This window comes from Prochlorococcus sp. MIT2302 (assembly GCF_059772385.1).
Genome location: NZ_CM186285.1, coordinates 562,497 through 582,775, shown reverse-complemented (window position 1 = coordinate 582,775; position 20,279 = coordinate 562,497). Strand labels below are relative to the sequence as shown.

General features: G+C 35.5%; 33 protein-coding genes. 18 read left to right on the top strand and 15 right to left on the bottom strand.

Going from position 1 to position 20,279, the window contains the following annotated elements; translation table 11 throughout:
- Nucleotides 1-2 precede the first annotated feature (2 nt).
- Together AC6EI2_RS03695 and AC6EI2_RS03690 are read left to right on the top strand one after the other, a co-directional pair.
- Nucleotides 3-1,187: an FAD-dependent oxidoreductase gene (locus tag AC6EI2_RS03695; protein WP_498463058.1), complete on the top strand. Its 1,185-nt coding sequence runs from the start codon at nt 3-5 to the stop codon at nt 1,185-1,187.
- 88 nt (nt 1,188-1,275) lie between these two features.
- Entirely contained in the window at nt 1,276-2,778 is a 1,503-nt protein-coding gene (locus tag AC6EI2_RS03690) for a BCCT family transporter (protein WP_498463057.1), read from the top strand.
- Nucleotides 2,779-3,005: 227 nt separating this feature from the next.
- On the opposite strand, the gene AC6EI2_RS03685 is transcribed toward AC6EI2_RS03690, so the two are convergent.
- From AC6EI2_RS03685 to AC6EI2_RS03670, 4 genes are all read right to left on the bottom strand, one after another.
- Nucleotides 3,006-4,367 (bottom strand): hypothetical protein, encoded by a 1,362-nt coding sequence (locus AC6EI2_RS03685; protein ID WP_498463056.1) that lies wholly within the window; start codon nt 4,365-4,367, stop codon nt 3,006-3,008.
- 454 nt (nt 4,368-4,821) lie between these two features.
- Entirely contained in the window at nt 4,822-4,962 is a 141-nt protein-coding gene (locus tag AC6EI2_RS03680) for a hypothetical protein (protein WP_498463055.1), read from the bottom strand.
- A 2-nt stretch (nt 4,963-4,964) separates the two neighbouring features.
- Entirely contained in the window at nt 4,965-5,111 is a 147-nt protein-coding gene (locus AC6EI2_RS03675; protein ID WP_498463054.1) for a hypothetical protein, read from the bottom strand.
- Between the two features lie 8 nt (nt 5,112-5,119).
- On the bottom strand, nt 5,120-5,320 hold the full coding sequence (locus AC6EI2_RS03670) for a hypothetical protein (RefSeq protein WP_498463053.1): 201 nt from the start codon (nt 5,318-5,320) through the stop codon (nt 5,120-5,122).
- Nucleotides 5,321-5,592: 272 nt separating this feature from the next.
- On the opposite strand from AC6EI2_RS03670, the gene AC6EI2_RS03665 reads away from it, so the two are divergent.
- Nucleotides 5,593-5,727 (top strand): hypothetical protein, encoded by a 135-nt coding sequence (locus tag AC6EI2_RS03665; protein WP_498463052.1) that lies wholly within the window; start codon nt 5,593-5,595, stop codon nt 5,725-5,727.
- A 5-nt stretch (nt 5,728-5,732) separates the two neighbouring features.
- Complete coding sequence (locus AC6EI2_RS03660) at nt 5,733-6,023, top strand: hypothetical protein (RefSeq protein WP_498463051.1); 291 nt, start codon at nt 5,733-5,735, stop codon at nt 6,021-6,023.
- A gap of 1,284 nt (nt 6,024-7,307) precedes the next feature.
- Here AC6EI2_RS03660 and AC6EI2_RS03655 read toward each other — a convergent pair.
- Together AC6EI2_RS03655 and AC6EI2_RS03650 are read right to left on the bottom strand one after the other, a co-directional pair.
- A complete protein-coding gene (locus AC6EI2_RS03655; protein WP_498463050.1) occupies nt 7,308-7,472 on the bottom strand; it encodes a hypothetical protein in 165 nt (54 codons plus the stop codon).
- Nucleotides 7,473-7,761: 289 nt separating this feature from the next.
- Nucleotides 7,762-8,058, bottom strand: coding sequence for a hypothetical protein (locus AC6EI2_RS03650; RefSeq protein WP_498463049.1), 297 nt, complete (start codon nt 8,056-8,058; stop codon nt 7,762-7,764).
- Nucleotides 8,059-8,464: 406 nt separating this feature from the next.
- Between AC6EI2_RS03650 and psbZ the strand changes: the two genes are divergently transcribed.
- On the top strand, nt 8,465-8,677 hold the full coding sequence (gene psbZ, locus AC6EI2_RS03645) for a photosystem II reaction center protein PsbZ (protein ID WP_498463048.1): 213 nt from the start codon (nt 8,465-8,467) through the stop codon (nt 8,675-8,677).
- Between the two features lie 598 nt (nt 8,678-9,275).
- On the opposite strand, the gene AC6EI2_RS03640 is transcribed toward psbZ, so the two are convergent.
- The 5 genes from AC6EI2_RS03640 to AC6EI2_RS03620 form a co-directional block, all read right to left on the bottom strand.
- Complete coding sequence (locus AC6EI2_RS03640; protein ID WP_498463047.1) at nt 9,276-9,458, bottom strand: hypothetical protein; 183 nt, start codon at nt 9,456-9,458, stop codon at nt 9,276-9,278.
- A 983-nt stretch (nt 9,459-10,441) separates the two neighbouring features.
- Nucleotides 10,442-10,972 (bottom strand): PAP/fibrillin family protein, encoded by a 531-nt coding sequence (locus AC6EI2_RS03635; protein ID WP_498463046.1) that lies wholly within the window; start codon nt 10,970-10,972, stop codon nt 10,442-10,444.
- Nucleotides 10,973-10,992: 20 nt separating this feature from the next.
- Complete coding sequence (locus AC6EI2_RS03630) at nt 10,993-11,190, bottom strand: hypothetical protein (protein WP_498463045.1); 198 nt, start codon at nt 11,188-11,190, stop codon at nt 10,993-10,995.
- 239 nt (nt 11,191-11,429) lie between these two features.
- Nucleotides 11,430-11,615: a hypothetical protein gene (locus tag AC6EI2_RS03625; protein WP_498463044.1), complete on the bottom strand. Its 186-nt coding sequence runs from the start codon at nt 11,613-11,615 to the stop codon at nt 11,430-11,432.
- A 609-nt stretch (nt 11,616-12,224) separates the two neighbouring features.
- A complete protein-coding gene (locus AC6EI2_RS03620; RefSeq protein ID WP_498463043.1) occupies nt 12,225-12,389 on the bottom strand; it encodes a hypothetical protein in 165 nt (54 codons plus the stop codon).
- A 397-nt stretch (nt 12,390-12,786) separates the two neighbouring features.
- On the opposite strand from AC6EI2_RS03620, the gene AC6EI2_RS03615 reads away from it, so the two are divergent.
- The 4 genes from AC6EI2_RS03615 to AC6EI2_RS03600 are packed head-to-tail and all read left to right on the top strand — an operon-like array spanning nt 12,787 to nt 13,404.
- Nucleotides 12,787-12,993: a high light inducible protein gene (locus tag AC6EI2_RS03615; protein WP_498463042.1), complete on the top strand. Its 207-nt coding sequence runs from the start codon at nt 12,787-12,789 to the stop codon at nt 12,991-12,993.
- A gap of 20 nt (nt 12,994-13,013) precedes the next feature.
- On the top strand, nt 13,014-13,133 hold the full coding sequence (locus tag AC6EI2_RS03610; RefSeq protein ID WP_011294968.1) for a high light inducible protein: 120 nt from the start codon (nt 13,014-13,016) through the stop codon (nt 13,131-13,133).
- The gene (locus AC6EI2_RS03605; protein ID WP_498463041.1) at nt 13,133-13,279 is read left to right on the top strand and encodes a high light inducible protein; all 147 of its coding nucleotides are present in this window, start codon (nt 13,133-13,135) and stop codon (nt 13,277-13,279) included. The genes AC6EI2_RS03610 and AC6EI2_RS03605 overlap by 1 nt, the downstream gene beginning before the upstream one ends.
- The gene (locus AC6EI2_RS03600) at nt 13,279-13,404 is read left to right on the top strand and encodes a high light inducible protein (protein WP_498463002.1); all 126 of its coding nucleotides are present in this window, start codon (nt 13,279-13,281) and stop codon (nt 13,402-13,404) included. Before AC6EI2_RS03605 ends, AC6EI2_RS03600 begins: the two co-directional genes overlap by 1 nt.
- 218 nt (nt 13,405-13,622) lie before the next feature.
- Here AC6EI2_RS03600 and AC6EI2_RS03595 read toward each other — a convergent pair whose 3' ends face one another.
- Nucleotides 13,623-13,847 carry a hypothetical protein gene (locus AC6EI2_RS03595; protein ID WP_498463040.1) on the bottom strand — a complete coding sequence of 75 codons (225 nt, stop codon included), beginning with the start codon at nt 13,845-13,847 and terminating at the stop codon, nt 13,623-13,625.
- 645 nt (nt 13,848-14,492) lie between these two features.
- Nucleotides 14,493-14,759 (bottom strand): hypothetical protein, encoded by a 267-nt coding sequence (locus tag AC6EI2_RS03590; protein ID WP_498463039.1) that lies wholly within the window; start codon nt 14,757-14,759, stop codon nt 14,493-14,495.
- A 269-nt stretch (nt 14,760-15,028) separates the two neighbouring features.
- Between AC6EI2_RS03590 and AC6EI2_RS03585 the strand changes: the two genes are divergently transcribed.
- Nucleotides 15,029-15,268, top strand: a complete 240-nt coding sequence (locus AC6EI2_RS03585; protein ID WP_498463038.1) for a hypothetical protein — start codon at nt 15,029-15,031, stop codon at nt 15,266-15,268.
- Between the two features lie 187 nt (nt 15,269-15,455).
- On the opposite strand, the gene AC6EI2_RS03580 is transcribed toward AC6EI2_RS03585, so the two are convergent.
- The gene (locus AC6EI2_RS03580) at nt 15,456-15,662 is read right to left on the bottom strand and encodes a hypothetical protein (RefSeq protein ID WP_498463037.1); all 207 of its coding nucleotides are present in this window, start codon (nt 15,660-15,662) and stop codon (nt 15,456-15,458) included.
- 352 nt (nt 15,663-16,014) lie between these two features.
- Between AC6EI2_RS03580 and AC6EI2_RS03575 the strand changes: the two genes are divergently transcribed.
- Complete coding sequence (locus AC6EI2_RS03575) at nt 16,015-16,311, top strand: DUF3764 family protein (protein ID WP_498463036.1); 297 nt, start codon at nt 16,015-16,017, stop codon at nt 16,309-16,311.
- A 114-nt stretch (nt 16,312-16,425) separates the two neighbouring features.
- On the opposite strand, the gene AC6EI2_RS03570 is transcribed toward AC6EI2_RS03575, so the two are convergent.
- The gene (locus tag AC6EI2_RS03570) at nt 16,426-16,596 is read right to left on the bottom strand and encodes a hypothetical protein (protein WP_498463035.1); all 171 of its coding nucleotides are present in this window, start codon (nt 16,594-16,596) and stop codon (nt 16,426-16,428) included.
- A 738-nt stretch (nt 16,597-17,334) separates the two neighbouring features.
- Here AC6EI2_RS03570 and AC6EI2_RS03565 point away from each other — a divergent pair.
- From AC6EI2_RS03565 to AC6EI2_RS03535, 7 genes are all read left to right on the top strand, one after another.
- On the top strand, nt 17,335-17,442 hold the full coding sequence (locus AC6EI2_RS03565; RefSeq protein ID WP_011125327.1) for a high light inducible protein: 108 nt from the start codon (nt 17,335-17,337) through the stop codon (nt 17,440-17,442).
- A gap of 20 nt (nt 17,443-17,462) precedes the next feature.
- Nucleotides 17,463-17,582, top strand: coding sequence for a high light inducible protein (locus AC6EI2_RS03560; protein ID WP_011294968.1), 120 nt, complete (start codon nt 17,463-17,465; stop codon nt 17,580-17,582).
- Nucleotides 17,582-17,731, top strand: a complete 150-nt coding sequence (locus AC6EI2_RS03555; protein WP_011823187.1) for a high light inducible protein — start codon at nt 17,582-17,584, stop codon at nt 17,729-17,731. Before AC6EI2_RS03560 ends, AC6EI2_RS03555 begins: the two co-directional genes overlap by 1 nt.
- A complete protein-coding gene (locus tag AC6EI2_RS03550) occupies nt 17,731-17,856 on the top strand; it encodes a high light inducible protein (protein ID WP_498462225.1) in 126 nt (41 codons plus the stop codon). The genes AC6EI2_RS03555 and AC6EI2_RS03550 overlap by 1 nt, the downstream gene beginning before the upstream one ends.
- Before the next feature lie 311 nt (nt 17,857-18,167).
- Nucleotides 18,168-18,434 carry a hypothetical protein gene (locus AC6EI2_RS03545; protein WP_498463034.1) on the top strand — a complete coding sequence of 89 codons (267 nt, stop codon included), beginning with the start codon at nt 18,168-18,170 and terminating at the stop codon, nt 18,432-18,434.
- Nucleotides 18,435-18,837: 403 nt separating this feature from the next.
- Entirely contained in the window at nt 18,838-19,134 is a 297-nt protein-coding gene (clpS, locus tag AC6EI2_RS03540; protein ID WP_498463033.1) for an ATP-dependent Clp protease adapter ClpS, read from the top strand.
- A gap of 934 nt (nt 19,135-20,068) precedes the next feature.
- Nucleotides 20,069-20,203: a hypothetical protein gene (locus tag AC6EI2_RS03535; RefSeq protein WP_498463032.1), complete on the top strand. Its 135-nt coding sequence runs from the start codon at nt 20,069-20,071 to the stop codon at nt 20,201-20,203.
- The last annotated feature ends 76 nt before the right edge of the window (nt 20,204-20,279 follow it).

The following is a 20,279-nucleotide window of genomic DNA, read 5'->3' as shown; positions in this document are numbered from 1 at the left end:
AAATGAGAGAAACCAAGTTTATTAAAGATAAATATCAAATCATAATTATCGGTGCTGGCATGGCTGGCCTGAGCTGTGCCTCCGCGTTAGCAAAAATCGGAATAGAAGACGTTTTGATTATGGAGGCTAATACTATTAGTCATAAAAAATCTAGTAGCTTCGGTCGATCTAGAATGTTTAGAGAAATGTATTCTGATTTGCAACTTTGTCAATTATCAAAGCACTCGAACAGATTGTGGAGAGAGGATGAATCTCTCTCAGGTAAAAAATTACAGACTCATCATGGACTACTATTTTATGGTGAAAGCTGGGATGAAGAGACAATTGAAGGATCAATCCCAGGAGCAAAAAAAGTAATGGAAGAGCAAAATATACCTTTTGAAGAATTAGATTATAAGAAAATAAATAATAGATTTCCTCTGAAAGCAAAAGAAAATTTTACAGGACTATTCGAACCCATGGCAGGTTCAATTAATTGTGAAGATGCAATTGATTTTTGGGTGAGAAATGCCTTAAATAAGGGTCATCAAATAGTTGAAAATATTAAAGTTGAATCCATAGATCCAAATAGAGTATTGGTTAATATTAAAGATAGATCAATAAGATGTGATCAAATTATAATTACAGCTGGCATGTGGACTAATAAACTATTAGAGTCTATTGGTTATTCTCTCAATTATAAAATATGGCCTATGTTATGGGGACATTACGTAGTTGAAGAGAAATATGCTGTAGATTATCCTCAATGGTTTTGTTTTCAGAAGTCTAGAGGTGTTGACGGTGGTCTTTATTATGGATTTCCAGTATTAAGTTATACCCCTGGCGGTGCCCCTTTAATAAAAGTCGGATTAGATTGGACACTACCAGAATTAACTTTGAATGATTCTGACTCATTTCCATCAATACCACCTGATAAACTCATTAATTTTCTGGACGACTTTATTTATGAGAATATAAAGGGTATAAAGAAACGTTTTGATAAATTTATGAGTCCATATTCTATGACTAAAGATGTAAATTTTATTCTTGACCGCTTATCTGAGAATATTTGTATTTTTAGCGGTGGTTCTGGACAGGCTTACAAGTTTGCTCCACTCATAGGTGAATCGCTTGCAAATTTAGCAATCAAAAATCCTCCCTTAGCCGATATTAGTTGTTGGAGTAAAGACCGCTCGACTATCAATTAAATCATGTTGATTTTACCTTAAGTTTTTCCTGATCAAATAAATGAATCATCATCAAAACAACAACATATTTTTGTTATTCAAGAAAAATATGTCTCTAATTGTTGCAGCCTTACCCTTACTGATATTTATTATTCTTGCTCAAATAGACTTAAACATAGCTAAAAACATAACAGAAGTTGCTAAGCAATTTGCTCTTAATAGGCTTGGTGGAATCTGGTTATGGATGGTAGTAAGTATATTCGTAGTAGCTATTTGTTTAGCAATAAGTCCAATTGGATCAATAAAACTTGGTGGAGAAAATTCTAGACCCTCATTAGGTATTTTTGAATGGTGCTCAGTTTTAATTTGTACTTTACTTGCAGGCGGCGGTGTCTTTTGGTCCGCAGCTGAGCCTCTAATTCACTTCCTGACACCCGCAACATATTTCTCACAATATGAGGGGAATACGAAATCTGCAATCGATCAAGCTTTTGCAGTAAGTTTTCTACATTGGGGTTTTTTGGCTTGGGCTTTAGTAGGTTCAACAATCGCAATAACTTTTTCTCTTTTATCTCAAAAAGGTTTTTCTCTAAGACCGAGAAGTTTATTAATTCCTTTAAGTTCAGAAAAATTCTCCAATGGTTTAATAGGAGACTTTGCAGATGGATTATGTGTCGTCGCAGCCATTGCCGGTACTGTTGGACCACTTGGATTTTTGAGCTTGCAACTTAGTAATGCTGCAGGACGATTGACCTGGGTTTCAGATTCTTTGCTTTTACAGGTAGGCATAGTAATTTCTTTGACAATAATTTTCTCTATCTCCACTGTTAGCGGTATACAAAGAGGTATCAAATTCCTCTCAAAATTAAACATTTGGCTGACAATAATTTTGGCACTTTCATTGACATTACTAGGTCCAACACTTTGGATTTTCAAGCATTTTGCTTCAAGTATGAGTCTATATCTTAAAAACTTTCCTATGATGTCGCTTCCTGACCAAAATGATTCTTGGGTTCAAGGGTGGACAATATTTTATTGGGGATGGTTTTTGGGTTATGCACCCTTGATGGGTTTGTTCACTGCAGGAATAAGCAAAGGTAGAAGTATAAGGGAACTTGTGATAGTGGTAGCAGTTGCTTGTCCATTAATAACAAATTTATGGTTCATGATTCTGGGGGGGAATGGTATCTATTTAGAGTTGGATAATCCCGGTCTCATAACTTCTGAATTTAATGCTGGTGGTTCTGCTGCAGTATTTTTTGCTATTTTGAACAATTTGCCAATATCCAAACTTCTTATTTTCGTTGGACTACTGTTGATTATTTTGTTTATGTCGACAAGTGCTGATTCGATTAGCTACGCAGCAGCGATTGTCTTAAGTGGTGAAGAAGTGCCTCCCAAGAAACAAAGGTTGTTTTGGGCTATTTTAATAGGATTGTTGACAATATCACTTTTAAGAATTGGATCAGATAGCAGTGGGCAAACCAGTATTGATGCATTACAGTCATTCATTATTTTAACGGCAATCCCTGTAACTCCCATTCTATTGACGACTTTATACACCGCACCACTGTTGGCTTATAAAGCCTATAAAAATAATCTGAAAAAATAAAAACAACAAAATACTTATAATTTATCTATACAATCCTTTAACAACCATCCAAAAAAAGCTTCACGTAGAGGACTAATTATTTGATTATATTATCCAAGATAAAAATATTTTCCCCTTGGGTTTCTCCATTAATCCATTCTTTAAACTCTTGAGAAATTGCAATTTAACTTTTCCTATCAAGTATTAAAGATCTTGTAAAATTTCTGTCAGAGAATAAGTAATTAAATCTAAGTAATAACTTCATACTTTGCCCTTTTCTCTGCCTCTGCTATTGCAGCCTCTACTGACACCTCAATATTGTCATCTGTGACAAATTGCCAATAGTTACGATTGTGAACATTAACACTATGTCTCATCAGAAATGCCACTTCGGGAACAGATAGCTTGAACTTCATGTGAGCTTTTCTTGCATAGCTATGCCGCCATACATAAGGAACTAAATTTGGGTATTGCTGTTCCAATTTCAACCAAGCAGAATTAAATCTTAAAAAGTTCTTCCACTTATCACCAGCTTGCGATTCAATAATTTCATTTCCATCTTCATCTCTTCCAACTACCTTCACAAGATCTGGCAAAGGTTCTTTCTTCTCAAGTCTTTCAATCAAATTCCACTTTTTCTCTCGATCTTCAAAACTCCATAATCTTCCAGTAGGTGATGCACCTTTACCTGTCCTTTTGACGTAACTGCAATAAACATATTTTTTGATCTTGCCCCTGACCTCTAAGTATGTGTAGGAGGCTTCACATGGCCTTAGACCGTATGTAGCACAAAGTTGGATACAAAATTGCCACTTAGCTTGGTTAAGTCTCTTGGCCTCGTTAAACCCGTCTCTAATTGGATTTTCTGGAGTATCAACTCGACATGCTGCTATCACTTCATCAATCTCTTCATCCGTAAGAGTTGGTGTTGGTGCATTTTGTTTTGCGAGTAATCTTGCAGACTTTTGGCCTATGTAATCCTCTATCTCATCAGGTGGTATGAAATCCTCTGACAAAATGTAATTGGATTTTGATCCACTAGCCCATTTAAGAAAACTTTGAACAGTTTCTAGAGTTCTTTTTCTTGCGACACTCCCAGCGGGTTGGATTGTACCTTTTGTATTTTTTAGTTTGATGATGTTGGCAAAGAGTTTTCTTGCATTAGAAGAATCAGCAACCTGTCTCAATCTCCATTCAACTTTCTTTTGATATTCAGCTTTCCATGTAGTTGGTTTAATTTTTCCAGTAGTAACAACTTTGTACTCTCCATATTCTTCCCAAGCTTTCAGAATTAATTGAGGATCACTTGGCTTTCGTGGTTCATCAATAGTTGGAACTGAACTTTTAACTTGAGTAAACGCTTCATCTATTGGAAACTTCTTACCTATGTGAAGCTTGTGAACATCTTCTACAAATTGTCTGATTTTTCCTTGATTTGCCCTCTCCCAGCGATAGGGAAGATATTTATAAGTTCTACTGCCATCATCAAATCTGATCCCTAACATTGCCTTCCCCTTGTTTTTTACTATTTGCCAATTTGTTCCAAGTTCATCTCTAAGAAAAGTTCTAACACTTTCAACCCAATCTTCTGTTGATCTTTTTGCTGGCATTTTTGTTCAACTATCTTTCTTCTCTTTCTTTGACTCCTCGGGGGGACAGTACATGCTTTCACATTCTTCCGAGCAATCACTATTTCCCCCATGACTCAAAACAGGATTTAAGAGAGAGCAAGATAAGCAGACTATTGCCAGAGCAAAAGGTTTCATTTTGGTACTGGGAAGCAGAAGGGGTAGCTAGGGGGTAGCTAGATTCTTTGAATATGTTCTAACATGCTAATACTTTGATCAATAGTTAGTCTCATACACGTTGATTTGACTGACATAATTCCAGTTGCAGACTAAAAAATTGGTTTGTCTCAGTTTTACCACCTTGTCCTTTGGGAGCACTAGGTCGCAGGTTCGAATCCTGTCGCCTCGATCAGTCATAGACAGGCTTTCCAGCCTGTCTCTCTTAAATGGTGAGTAGGACTGGGATCTCCTGAGTGTTTACTCGCTAGTGGTAGCTTTATTTCTTGTTTTTCCAGCCGAACATCTCAGCCATTTTGCCTGTTAAGGCAAAGTATCCAATCGCTCCAAGAAATAACCCAAAAGCAATCAGATTGGGAACGATGCCACCAATAATTTGAGCTTTGGCTAAAAGAATCATTTTTATTGATGAGGAGGTACTTTCTCTCCTAGTCTGACTTTTGCTTTTCTGGTTTGATCAAAATAAATAATCACACCGCAGAAAACCGCTAACCCAATCAAATTAGGAATGATTCCACCAATTATTTCGAACTCATCAAAGAATTCCATTTAGGTATTCAGCTATTTAGCGAGAAACCCCATTGCAAAACTATTAAAACCAAAGCAGTAGTCACAAAAGGAGCTGCCGGATACTGATTCTTTAGTTTGTTAATCGAGAATTGTGACCATGAGAACTGTTTTTCGTTGGTCTTTGTTTTCTTCTCTTTTTTTGACTTTGGAGGTAATCCCAGTTCTCTTCTTCTTTTGGCTTCTCCCATGCTTATCTGTTAAAAAAACGATATTAAAAGGAGAATTTTCTAACTGTGACCTCAACAATTATTTGAATAAGTAATGATCTTAAAAAGTAAACCGTAACTAGTTAGCCCTACCTCGACCGAACTATTTTTCTTAAAAGCTTCAAGTTATGCTGATTTGAGATTGGTTCCTGTAGTAGTGAATCAATTAGAGTTAAGGAAGCTGTACTGCATAGTATCTTCCTTTTCTCGCTAAACATTATTCACCTCATTAACTGTTTTTTTTTAATCCAATAATGCCAAAATTCTCTGCTGATTTTTACGAATCAATTATTGAAGCTTCAGACAAAGGAGAACTATGGGGAATAGAAAATACTGATTTAACGCCATTAGAACTTCATTTGATTCTTTCTCATACTTCTATTAAGTGATCGATTTGAACAACAAATCAAAGTTCGTCAAATTAGCAAAAGAATGTAAAACGGATATTCAAAAGATCGACTTCTTTAACACTTTTCAAGAAGCTTTTGTCCCTAATAAAACTGATGGTACATTTTCTCTTAAAGAAAATGTCTCTAAGGAAATTGATGATGCTCTTTACGTCTACGCAAATATGAAAAGAATGACGGAAGACGAATTAGATGAACTAAGAGAATTGGCTTGGAATAACTATCCAGCAAATTTTAAAATATTTCTTTTTGACTTTTGTTTTTTGAATACGAACTGAGTGAACTTTAACTTGGTTATTTGAAATGCTGTTGTCATGATTCCGATTTTCGCTACCTCTACTAAAGCAAACCTACTTATTTATGTTGGTGGTAGTGGATTCATTTTGCTTGGAAGCTTTTTCTTTGGTCGTTTAGTAACTTTTTTCTTTCCAAAGAACCCATTGATCAGAAAAAATAGAGAGAAATAATCATGAACGATTATCCAATGATCGTACTACTAATTTTTTTTTCTTCTAATAATTGATCTTTGTGGGTATTTGGTTTTGAGTCGATTAAATATTCAGCCAAATACAAAATGAAAGTCTCCTTATTAGGGGAGGCTTTCTTATGTTTAACCTGAGCTAGCGGTTGTTAGCAGAGCTAAGTCTTAACTTGATAGTTTGAGTTTAGCCTTTCAACTGAAGAACGCGGTTAGTCGAATACGAAATCGAATCTTTGCTTGTAGAGATTTTTAAATAGTCGATTTATGAATGGATTCTCAACTACTTTTTGCTTATTCTTTTCAATCCTACAAAGATCACAATTGTTTTTTTGAGGAATGGTGAAAGGAGCAAAGAGTTTCATAGACCCTCCTCACTACACCTCTTATTAGTAAGAAGGGAGTAGGAAAGCCCTACCTCAACCGAACATCAGTTTTAAAGAAATTCTTTTTTAGTTGTCCACGCGAGAGCTAGTAACTTCTACCAAAGACACTTTGCTTTCAAGCTCTAGTCAGAGAAGGGAACAGTCAGTGAAATCCTGTCCCTTTGCTCGCAAATTTATTAAAGGTAGTCCTCCGATTTCCTTGATAAACAAATCTAAGCTCTGCATTTCCTACTACATACCGGGCTTAACCAAGTCACTTAAAGAATCCCATTTGGAGCTTTAAGTAGCTATCAAAGTAAAAACCCCCTTTTTTTAAGAAGGGGTTTTCTATTGCAAAAATTCAAAAAATGCAAATTAGAGAACCTTACGAGTCGGCTTTCCTCGATCAGGGCCTAAAGTTGTTAGTTAGTTGTCTTGGTTTTTATCCAATATTGGATGAACCTGGAGAAACACACGCCAGCTTTTAAAACTTCAAGATAAAGCGGATGCTTTTACTTCAAGAAAAGAGGCTCTTAAGATTTTAAAAAAGTCTGATAAGGCTACCCAAATACTTTTTTAAATTGATGACCTCATTGACTTCAGTTAAAGCAAAGAAAAAGTCTAGATTCGTGTTAGGAATGTCAATAGGCCAACTTTTATTTAATTAAAAAAGGAGCTAATTGCTCCCTATGTTTCAACTATCAGCAATGGATTATGAATTAAGGATCCATTGCTGCGACTTCTTCACTAGCTTTCTTTTGTCTATCCTCAAAAATAGAAGATTTGTAAGAAGTGAATACTCCTTTTTTAAAGGTTGCAAGTTGAGCAGCATGAAGCCTCTCTGCTTTTTTGATTCTCTTTTTAGTTAGAACTAAACAGTTCATGACTTTTTTTGATTACTGGAAATCCCGTTCCATACTTCCATTTAATGCACCCCACAAGATGGAGCGAACGTCTACTTAAGTTAGCAAGCCAAGCAAAACAACTGAAATGAACTTCAAGTACGGTTTCTTAGATAGTCCTCAGTAATTATTCCCTCACCACCCGAACTGGTTAGCCCTACCTAAACCGAACAACGGCTTAACGGTTAGTTTCTTTAAAGTGTATGAACCAGTGAATCAAGTAATCGGTTTACTGATAAATCAATCAGACTCCAATTAAACATGACTGCTGCTACTTATAAATCAGCTGCCTTAAAAGTTTTTGTTCTATGGAATCTTCCAGCATTACTTCTTTTGGTGGGTGCTTTTGAAACCGGATCTTCAGTAATCGCATAGGACTTAACAATGGATTATGAATCCCCTCAGCATTGCGAAGAATATTATGGAAAATTGCTTGATTTGAAAGATCCACTAAATAAGCTTTATTTAAAATTACGCTTAACCAAAGCCACTCTGAAATTGCTCTTGGGTTAGGGTTAGATAAAACTATGGAAATAAAACAATTTAATAACGATGGTTTAGATGCCATTGGGATCCATTGGATGCAATATCTATCAATGACTATGGTTTCTATGTTGATATTCTTTATTTGTTTAGATAAAGCTATCCCAAGTTTTCATCATTTCGTTTTATCACTCTTATTCAAGCTTCAGTGCAGCGGCTTAAACTGCAACGGAGTAAATTTTGAAATAAAATAAGGAAATAAGGAAATAAGGAAATAAGGAAATAATTGTTGAGCTCTATCTAATTTTTATTCTTGGTTGGTGGGACAGATTTAGTAGTTATTTAATAATCATTAATTCAATCTCATCAAATTTAGTAGCTATGTCATTAATGTGAATATGTGTTTATCCCGTATAGTTTTCATTGGGACATTCTTAGTGCTAGAAATAAAATTACTTCGGCTTCCAAAATAACCTTTGTATGATTGACAAATGGCCATCCTTGCAGACATTCTCGCTAATGCACTTTTGTTCTCATCTTTACTTCTAGTTGTAGGTGTTCCAGTCTTTTACATGACTCAAGATAGCCCAGAGGATAATAGAAATTCAAACATAAGGAAAATAGAAGCTCTTGGCGGTGTGTGGTTCGTATTGGTATTACTGAATGGATTGGCAGGAGGAATCGTTCAAGGTTTTGCTGGTTAACTTCACAATCAATTTATACAAAAAATAGTTTTCTAGAACATCACAGTTCTTATTTTTTAATTTTAGAATAAAAATAAAATTTACATGAAGCGTTTAGATAAAACAGGAATGTTCTTGATCGTGTTTAGTATCACTAGCACTCTTCCATATCAATTTCATTACCTAAGTAATATTGGCTAGGTCATGTTTAAGCATAACCTTTTTGCTAGCTAACTAAATATGGTAATTCTATGAAACTTAAAGAATCATACTTATAAGTCTAACTAATACCCGGAAACCCTACATTTAAGTGGGTACGTTTTTAATTTTTTTCTTTTAGATTATCAAGCGTGTGAATACAAGTTTAAATGGATCAACGTATTAACGTCGCACTAAATTCAATTCCAACAGCAAGTAGAGATTTAATTGAGTTTATTTTTTTCTGTACAGTTGGTTTTACTGCTGGGAGTTTAGGCTTAATATGACTTCTATATTTTTTCTAATTGCTTCTGCTGCTTTTTTATATGTAATGGCGTGCCTGTGGAGAGACTTGAATAATAATCCAAAATATTATTATTTAAAAAACTAAGTTGAGAACAAATTTTAAATTTAAGCCTCTCTATCTAAACTTTTTATTAGTTCTTAATCTCAAAGATTTTTGTAGATATTCCTCTCTTATTTCTTGAATATGAGGTTGCTTTTCTGCACAATCGATTGGCATTTCTCTTGAAGCCTTTACTAGCTCAAAGGCATATTTATGTGTTTCTTTGTGAGAATCCATAGTCGAAGTGAGGATCTGCATATCCATATTGGACACGCTCATTAGCATTTGTCTACTAACAGAAAATAAATGAGTATTAATTCTTTTTGGCTAGTTAGTAGGGTTTTCTAATTATTCAACGCCTTCTCAATTCTGTAGGACTAATAAGCAAAATATCCCACGAATTGTTCAGAATCCTTTTAGTCTATAAAAAAAAATAAATTGTTCCTTCATATGAGCCTGTTATCGACTGCCTTGTTTTTTCCCGATTATTGAAGTTCAGGAGTTCCTTGGGACCTTCTTTTATTGCATTTTTATTTCTTTGCAATAGCTATTCCATTCCTAATAATTTTTAATGCAGCAAGAAACTCAGATAGTGAAAATCCAAACAGAGTTAAAGATGAAACGACAAGGTTCCCAGATTTACATCCGAGAGCTTAATTGTCAGTAGGACTTTCTTATTGGAACCTTTATTAGATACCAGTTTTAACGCTGTATATAGCTAAATTTTTTTTAATTAACATCCTTTAAAGTATTTATCTTATGGCTTCGTTTTTGGCTACTACGATAGATAGTGCATATTGATAACCAATCATAAGTCAATGAAGGATATCTGAAATGTTTAGCTTTTAACTATTTTTCTGGTTATTTTTTGTCAATAAAAAGTAAGTATGAACATAGTCGATTGGTTTTTTACCAATCAGTGTCTTCTAGAAGATTTGATTACTCGTTGTAATCAAAGAATAGGTCTTCCTCTAATACTTCTTCCAGAGTGATTCTATTAAAATAAGTCACACTTCACCTCGAAAAGGTGAGTTGAAATAAGCTTTGTTCACTGTATAAAGTGTGTAAAGAGATACAGCGATCCCTAAAAAACCTACAACTAGGATTGGAGAGAATGAAGGAAAATCATAAGTAGGAATTGAAGTCATAGTGATATAATGATGACTTATATGTTCTAAGGCATCTGCATGCTTTTGGATTGAGGCTTATACGACAATTTTTTACGCTTAACACGACAAAAGCTAAGGATTAAAAAACTCAGTAAGTGATAAATCATTTCTTTTTAACAACGCAAAAGTTGTACCCTTGTAACCTTTGCATATACGTAAGTCGGGAGATAATACAGTTGTATCTAGCCAACCTTTTTGAGTCTTTTTTATTTCTGATAGGAAACCAATCTTTTTACCTAGTAATTTTGGACCTATTATTCCTGCTTTTTTAAAGCTAACGTTTATACGTTTCTGATCAATGATTACTAAGCTAGCAAGAATGTTAGTAGAAAATAGCTTTCCTGCAAAACCTTTTGGTCTTAATAAATTTAGTCCTCTACTTCTCTTTGGCTCAAGTATCTGTAAGTTATCTAGAAGTGGTGAATAATTTAAAAGAGGTGAGTTAGAAGTACTCCATCTAAGTTCCCATACACCTGTGAGCAGATCAATTTGTTTTGTTATGTCTACAAAAGATTCGCTCTCAGCGAGTTTTATGAGCTCTGCGATCTGATTTGATTTAGGGGTATGTTCAAGAACTTTTATCAATTTTGATACTGCATTCATGATTATTGTTTGTTTAAAACCTACAGTTGCTCGATATTTATCTGGTTGACGTAAAGAACGTGTGGCTGGTCTTTACTCCCCTCACTTGCTTGAATCCATTCTTCGTACTCTTCTGTTGGAACTTTTTTATCAAGCCCATCAAGTTCTATTGGTCTCTTTGAAGCATCATTCATTGTTACTTCAAGAGTTTTTTTTAAGCTAATAGTTGGAATGTTCATACAAAGCTACCAATAATAGAGTCAGCTATAAAAGTACAAACAATAAAAGATAAAGTCATTGCTAAAGGCTTGTTAAATAAATCATTAGAAGAGTGCATGGAATTTCTTAGTAGTGACCAATTGAGCTAACGAAACAAGCTAGAGCTCCGCAATAAATAAAAAACAAACTCATTTCTAATGGTCTACGACTAAAAAATGAAAGGTAAAAACTTGGAGATTTCATTGTGTCAGCTAAAAGTCTAAAAATGTTTGATTGTTTTTTTCTTTGCTGCTTTTTGAATACGGCAAAGCTCATTCATCTCTGGCTCTGGAATGCTGAAAGGAGTAAACAATTTCATAAATTCTCCTGTAGGACACCTAAGTTCTAAAGCATTTACATGGTACTCTTGACGTGTAGAAACCCCTAATAAAAGTAGTAGTTGCACTACAATGTTTGATCATCAAATCTGGCTAATAGGTTGATGTTCTGTCATTATGTTTACTCCTTATCGGGTAATATTGTTTGGAATCCTTTAAACAGTCAACCTGCTTCGATTTTTCAAATTTCTACGGCAGAGCAATATTTTTCATTGTGGTATAAATTTTCTAGCTAAGTTGCTATAACAATATAAGTAAATTGTATGAGTATAGAAAATTGATAAAAATCATTCACTAGATATTTTGAAATTATTTAAAAAATGCTTTAATACTCCAAATCCATCTGACCATTCTTGATGAAAAAGTAAGAGATTAAGTTAGTAGATCTATTTGCTCCTGCCAATTTTTGTAATTAAGCTCAATTTCGGTTTGTGCAATATCAAGCTTTTGAAATTGAATAAAGCAATCATTGTTATCTTCCCAGTTGTCGATATTTGACATTAATTCTTTAATCCCCAATTCTGCAGCTATTATTTTTTCTTATCTTGTCATAATTTAACCCCTCATCATATAAAAAGAAATACATAAAAAATTGATAATTTCGCAGCTATACTGTGTGCAATTACTTTCCCGTATCTTTTGTTATTTCTAATATTGTTCGTTGAAATTATTAGTTATTAAATAGTAGTCATATAAGCAAGGAAGCCAACTGGAACGAAAAGCAATGCCGCAATCGTAAAACGAACAAATTTGCCTGTGCCTGAATCTCTTGAATAATCAGTGAAATGCTTTGTGTTATTCCATTCGGACCAATTCTTAGGTCTTTTATTAGATGATGTCATTTTTAGTTAGGTAAACACGGTAGTAACAATTTCATAAGCACCGACTAATAAAAGTAGTGCAGGAAGATTCCAGAGAACGATTAGCTTTGCAGCAGTAGTTTTATTGATTGCAAGCATGACTAAAGGTTGGTTCTAACTGGTTTGAAAAAGAAGTTTAACTATAAACAGAAGCTCTCAATTGTAGTAGGACGGTAGAAGTAGGGCTAACCAGTTCGGGCTATTAATACTTATTAGAGTCATCAATAGATCTAATCAATGGAAAAAATCTCTCTAATTAGTTGCTGTCATTGGTATTTGAGACTTATTTCTGTTGGTTATTAGAAGAAGCCGTACCCGACCGTATCATTGATTAACAAATTTAATACTTTATGTTTATCACACCGAAACAACTCCAGTAATGACAACTTCTTCTTCATCTCAAGTAATCACTGAGTACGGCAAGCAAAACATCTTTGGCCGTGAAACACAGCCTCAGCTAGTAGAGGATTACACCAGCTATCCAGAAGAAGCAGAAAAGACAAATGGCCGTTGGGCAATGATCGGCATGATCAGTCTTCTAGGCGCTTACTTCACAACAGGTCAAATCATTCCTGGAATTTTCTAAATCATTAACAACCAACAACAATGCAACCATCTAACAAAACAATCCTAGAAAGAAGCATCGGAAGACCAGCCATGATGGCATTCGTTCTTCTAACAGGTATCTACCTAACAACAGGTCAACTTATCCCAGGTGTCGTTTAATGAAAAATTCAACTGTTGAAACTCCAAGAGTCGAAGAAGGCAAAGTGTTTGCTGAACGACTCAATGGTCTAGCTGCTTCTGTTGGCTGTTTAGCTCTCATTGGCGCATATCTAACAACGGGTCAAATTATTCCAGGTTTCGTCTAATGAATAATGAAACTAACTACTGGAAAACAGCTGAAATAATGAATGGTCGACTTGCAATGATGGGTCTTCTAGCAGCTGTTATTAATTACGGTTTCACTGGCTGGATCATCCCAGGAATTGTTTAAGGCTGATTTTAAAAAATCTAATAAAAAAGACCTCTTCTCTTTAATTACGGAAGGGGATTTTTTATGTTTTGAGGCTAATCCCCATGAGGAACTGTTGATATTCGACTAATTCCTTTTGCAAAATTCTTTCTCTTTACAAAGTTGCTCTAGAGATGGACGTCTGGTGAGAGGTAAACGCCATTGTGCCCATACCTTATAAACTTGATTTATCAATTGACCTAATACTGGCCATCTTGTTGGAGCGTATATCCACCCCAGCACCTAACAAATAGAGCCGTAAACTTTGGAACACCTATTGAATTATCAATCTTATCTTCAGGTAAAAGCATTAGGGTAATCTTTTTTTGATCTGTCATTGGATCAATTTTTACGCCATATTTTAATTGTCCTGAATATGCAGGCGAGGAAAGAGCAGCGAGTAGGGGAAGTAGTAAGCGTTTCATCTAATCCTCCTTAGATCTTGTAATTCTTGGTCTGAGTGTTAGTCGTCCCCAAGTTCTTTTATTTGATAGGATATTAGATAGTGATTTTGTAGGCACCATCAGATGTAACTAGTTGCCAATATCATTGGAAGATAGACAGTTGTAAATTCAAATACTTTTGCTGGGCTGTATGATTTACCCTGTATTGCATATATATGAGGTAATGGAGGAGAAAAGCTTGCATCAAAAAAACAATTATTCTGATCCAAGCCCAGAAAATAATAAGCGCTGCAAACAGCCACCAAAGAAGAACAAGAGCAATATTGATAGCAAGGCGAGCAAGTTAATTTTTTGGAAGTTGTAGGCGTTTCATTTTTAAGACCTAAAGCTTTTTTGCGAAGAGTCTCATATTTCTACTGAGAGATGAGTCCCTTTTCTTTCATGGAAAGTAACTCTTGTAATCGTGATTCAGTTGAGGGCTCAACGTCAGACTTTTCCTCTGTCTTCTCTAATTGTTCTAAAGGTCTAGATTTTATACCCGGGTCTGGCTTGCCAGCGTCAATCCATTTAGCAACAACTGCTTTCGTATCTCGTTCGTATTGATTGCCGTTATACCAAAAAAAAAAAGTATCAGTAATCCAGGGACTGCATACGCATAGACTCCTGTTACGATAAAAAAGTAGTTAAGCATCCGTCCCATTTTGTAGGGACTGGATAGCCCATTGATTCGGCCCATTGGATCGCTCTTTTTTTTAGATCTTCTTCAGTTTGATGAGGTACGAATTTATAGACATTTGTTTTCTGTGTCTGATTTTTGAATGGAGGGTTAGATTTTTTTATCGAAGCAATTGAAGGACCTTCCCTTTCTCCCTCAGGTTTCTGAACTTTTTCTAATGGGATTTCTGCCTGTGTCCGTCCGTTTGTATTATTCAAAATCACTTTTTTGGAAGTTAAATATGAATCCCTTGGACTGATTTCTTCTCGATTAGAGATTATTCAGTTCTCGAAAGCATAATTAATTGCAATTTCTATTGACCTTTGTTTGTCCATACAATTTATAAAATTTCTCTTTTCTGTTCTACCTTTCTAGCTGATCTAGATCCACTAATCTTGTTGATTTAAATAAAGTTACTTTTAAGCTTCTAAAGGATTCTTAATTTCAGATGGCGCGCTTTAATTCCACTAATTAAATATGTTAATTTATGGGTGAATCATTACAGAAAGCATTTTTCGGTGTCATAGCTCTAGGTGTTTCTTGTATTGCTATCGAATTAATACCTGTTTCAAGGCAAGCAGCTTACTGGAATCGCTGCTTAGATAGCACAGTTAAATTGTTGGATCAGAAAGAGAATTTAAAGGGTTGGGAAAAGAAAACTAAAGAATCATTTGCAGTTGGTATATGCAACGGAGCTGTCTACGAGCCGACCATTAGAACTAAATAACGTAATCACAACAACAACCTGGGCCCAGTTATCAGCGAAATTCATTTTCCCATTATGATTCTTTTTAAGTAAGACCTGAGAAGATGAAATACCAAATAAAGACTATTGTGTTTAAACCAAAGGTCACTGAAATCCCTAGATCTTGAATTTCATCCCAACATCATCGGATCCAGAGTTTAATTTCACATCAGCCATCGTTTTTCTCCTTTGTTTGATTTGAGGCCTTCTCAAGAAAATCGACAAATTCTTTTTGTTTGGGTGTAAGCCTCTCGTTCTCTTCATTTTGTCTGTTGGACATTCTCTGAAGTTTTTTCACCATGCCAGTAATCTTCCAGCCTGCTATTGGAACTAAAACGAGTACCGAAAACAATAAGGCTATTTGATAATCATCCATTACTTAAGAATTAAATATCCGTAAACAGTAATTATGAGAAAAATTGGAATTGCTAAGTAAGTGATTACGAACCACTTAAACGTATTATCTTTTTCCATACTGATTCAGAGAAAGAGAATTGCAATAGCTAATCCCATTACTAATCCGATTGCCCAACTAAGGCAAAACATTTGATAGTTGCTGAAATTTAATTTTTTCTGAATACGCTCGGCTAAACGTTTATCAGCCTTGATCAATCTCATTAAAACCATTTCTACTTAAAAAGGTATTTTCATTATCATGATTCTTTTTGTTGTTCTTTCAACAGTCAAGTAGATAGGCTGTGGTTTAATTTCTAAAATTTTCTTACTCAATGGCAACTGAAATCACAGTTTTAGACTTCAAGTTGAGCAACACATTTGAAGAATATTGCACGTATATGAAGGCTCCTGAACAACAAGCAATGTTCAAGGAGATGGGTGTGAAGACTTTTTATATTGGCCAATGCAAGGACGATCCCAAACGAGCAACCGTTATGTTCGAAGGTCCTGAAAATGTTTTATACGACATCTTCACCAATCCAGAGACAAAACCAATAGTTGAGGCATCAGGTCATATTTACGAGCCAACAACAATAACTCGATGGATCAATACTTGCCCTAATTGCTAGAATTGTTGCCAACTTGGCTAATTCTCCAAATGAACAAACTATTCAATTAAGAAGATAAAAAGGCAAAAGAAAACCGCTCTTTTTAAGGAGGGTTAACTAATTTTATTTGGTTAATTAACCAGAGAATGGGCAGGCTCCAGACATGGCACTTGAAAGGAAATTCTTGAAGATTGTTGCTTGGCCTAATCCATATAGGAAGAAGGTAGAAGAAGTCAAAGTGAGAGCGAGTTTTGAGGCTCTGTTTAACTTTATGGCTCCGCCTCCTCTGGTAAGAGATGAATTCATTTGCTTTGTGAAAAGTTGGACAAACCTAACGGGTTATAAAAGTTTCCCTAGTAAAAGAAGATACGTTGTCATATAGAGGAGTGGAAGGGAGTAGTCCCCTCAGTGATAGATATTTAAACAAAAGAAACCCCCCCAATGACCAAAAAAGGGAGTTAACTCAATTGCTGAAGGGATCGATATTGTGAGAAAGGGAACTGCTATGCATTACAGCTCCCCGATTCTGATTAGTAGAAAACTCACTTACTACTAACGTATTGAAAATCTAAGAAAAAATATTTTATCTGGCAGTTTGGTTGAGGTAGTGCTTTCTTTCTACCTTGGGAAGAGGATTGCTTTTAAGTAGGTAAAAGAAAACCCTCGCTGTGGAGGGTTAACTGAAACTTAGTGAGGAAGTTTTGCGAAGAGACGACAGGATTTCACCAACTGTCCCCTGATCTAGCTTGAGCTTGGTGAACGCAACACAGCCTTTAACCCAGTTACTCGCTCTAACCTCTAATAATAATAAAAGGAAGTTGTCTAAAATAACAGTTCGGTTTAAGTAGGGCTAACCAGTTCGGGCTAGTTATTCTTATGTGAATTATCAATAGATCTAATCATTGGATAAATATCTCTCTAATTATTTGCCGTGGTTGGTGTTTGAGATTTATTTCTTTTGATTATTAGAAGAAGCCGTACCCGACCGTATCTTTGATCAACAAAATAGTACTTTATGTTTGTCACATTAACGCAATTCTAGTAATGACTCCAGAAGCAGAAAAGTTTAACGGTTGGGCAGCGATGCTTGGCTTCGTAGCAGCATTCGGCGCATACGCAACAACAGGCCAAATCATTCCTGGAATTTTCTAAATCAATAACTACCAATAACAATGCAACCATCTAACAAAACAATCCTAGAAAGAAGCATCGGAAGACCAGCCATGATGGCATTCGTTCTTCTAACAGGTATCTACCTAACAACCGGTCAACTTATTCCAGGTGTCGTTTAATGACTACTCAAAACAACAACAACAGCAGAAACATTGATCCTGAAAAGGTAACTGCTGAAAGACTTAACGGCTATGCAGCATTGTTTGGATGCATTGCTCTAGTCGGTGCATATGCAACAACCGGTCAAATTATTCCAGGATTCGTGTAATGAACAAAGCAACTAATTATTGGAAAACAGCAGAGCAAATGAATGGTCGTCTAGCAATGATGGGCTTCTTTGCAGCAGTCATTAACTACGGAATAACAGGCTGGATCATCCCAGGAATTGTGTAATTCTGATTCTTAAAATCTAATAAAAAGGCCTCTTCTCTGTCATTACGGAAGAGATGTTTTTAAGTGCTCTTGAGGTGGAATTTAAATAGTTGATCTAAAACGTAGATTCTCAACTTTTTTTTTTTTCTTCTAAATCCTGCCGAGATCGCAGTTGTCTTTTTTGGGAATGGTGAAGGAGTAAAGAGTTTCATAAAGCCTCCTTTCTCATAACTTTGTCTAATCCTTCTTTTTAATGGATGGGAGTAGGAAAGCACTACCCCAGCCGAACATCATTACACAAAGACTACTTTTTACACTTAAACCGTCGGTGAATGAAATGTTCAACACTCGTTTCATCCAAATTTCTTCAACGTTCTCCTAGTCCTAATTATGAAATTCTTTGCAACTTCACTTTGCGCATTGGTTTGCTTGTTAGGCATCCCTGCAATTTATCAAGTTTCATCTACACCAGGAATTTTCTACGTCTAACCATGTACGGAATTAACGAAGCAACAATCATTGCTAGTTTGGCTATACCTGCTGGATTGTTTATTGGCTTTTCAACAATCCTTGTTAATAGACTTCGCCAATGTATGTAATTACTTCTTCTAATCCAAGTAAATCATTGAATAAGTCATTGTTCGGTCTAGGTGAATTGATTGGCGGGATTCTATTTGATATTTACGCTCGTTACTAATTCATTAGCATTCTCCTTGTAGTAGTCCGAGAAACACTCCAGAAACATTCGCTTTGTACTACAACATTGCCACATTTCAACCTACTAGGTTTTTATAAGTCCGAGTTATTGAAATGTTTACTGAATATCACGCAATCATGTTCTCTGCTTATCGATAGGTGGTTCTGGTGTTATTTTCCAAGCTTCCTCAAGGAAAGAGTCTTAACAGATAATCCAATTCCAGTCAAAGCTACTGAATCAGAATTCGACTTAAACACTTACTAGGTTGACAGTCGATTTATCTTGGGGACATTGGCCCCCATTTTATGGATCAAATTACTGATTCAACTCTTACAGTCTTAGATCCAAAGACAACAAAAAGAAAATATCCAGAAGCAAGGATAATAGTTCTAGATGACAATTTTAATTCATTTGAACATGTGGCTAATTGTCTTGTGACAATCATCCCAGGAATGAGTGAAAAAAGATCATGGGAACTTGCCGTCGAGGTAGATAGGGAAGGTTCGGCAGAGGTATGGAGAGGCCCGCTTGAACAGGCAGAGCTATATCACCAGCAATTGGTTAGCAAAGGATTAACAATGGCACCAATTGAAAAAACATAAAATTTCCCAACCACATAAAGACTCTCTAATGTGATTCTATTAGTAATTGATTTTTTTAATGCCAATTTTTTGTTGAACCCAAAAGCTAGATGAGATAAGGGGATTTAACTGGATTTAACGGACTTAATCAGAAAAATTTGTAGTAACTAGTTGCTTTGTTGGTTTGGTGCACAAATAAAGATTCCAAAGCGGTACAAGCACCCAAACCCAATTCTTTCCTGCATCTCTCAATTTTCTAATCGTTACGTTCAGATTCATCAAAATCGATCCAAAATAATGGAGTATTGCTGAAATACCGATTACCCAGAACAGATTAGTTGCATTTGCTCTGGGATCATCCAGAACAAATCAAGCCTTAGGTTCCTACTTCTCAACATGTTTTATAGGATGAACTGTATGGATGATTCTTGAAGCATGTTCTAGAACCGTTAGTCGCTCGTTGGCAACCCTTCATGTAGCTACTTATTTTACATTTCTAAGTGTGTAAAGATCAGCAGTTCCCTTTCTCGCAAAATCCTGGAAGGAAAGGTTAAAATAATCACATCAAGTTAAGGCTTAATTCTGCTAGCAACTGCTAGCTCAGGTTAAGAAGCAGAGCCTCCCCTAAAAAGGAGGTTTTCTTTTGCCTAGTCCTTTAAGTCATAGACCACAGCCTGAAGTTAAACCTCTTCACAAAGAGATGCTTGATACATAAGAAAAATTTATTCCACGGTTAGCCCTACCCCAACCGAACGTCATTAGTAACTGGATACTTTTTATTATTAAAAAGTGATCCAAGTCTGAATTTCACTCTTAATTTTTAATCTCTACTTTCCATGACTTCAGTCAATAATTCATCAGCAGTTAAGTTCCTTGCTTTTTTTTACATCTCTGCGTTAATCCTTGCATCAGGTTCTTTTGATGTTGCTACTTCCGTAGTCGTTTAATTAGCACAATGCCTAGAAATTTTTCACCTGATTTTTACGAATCCATTCTTGAAGCTTCAGACAGAGGTGAGCTTTGGGGAATAGAAAATACTGATTTAACCCCGCTAGAAATTCAGTTGCTACTTTCTCATGACTTCAACTGATAAACCAGTATTTGACAAAGCAGCATTCGAAAAGAAGGCGTTTAAGTTTGTACCATATCTCGTTTTAGGAAAAGTT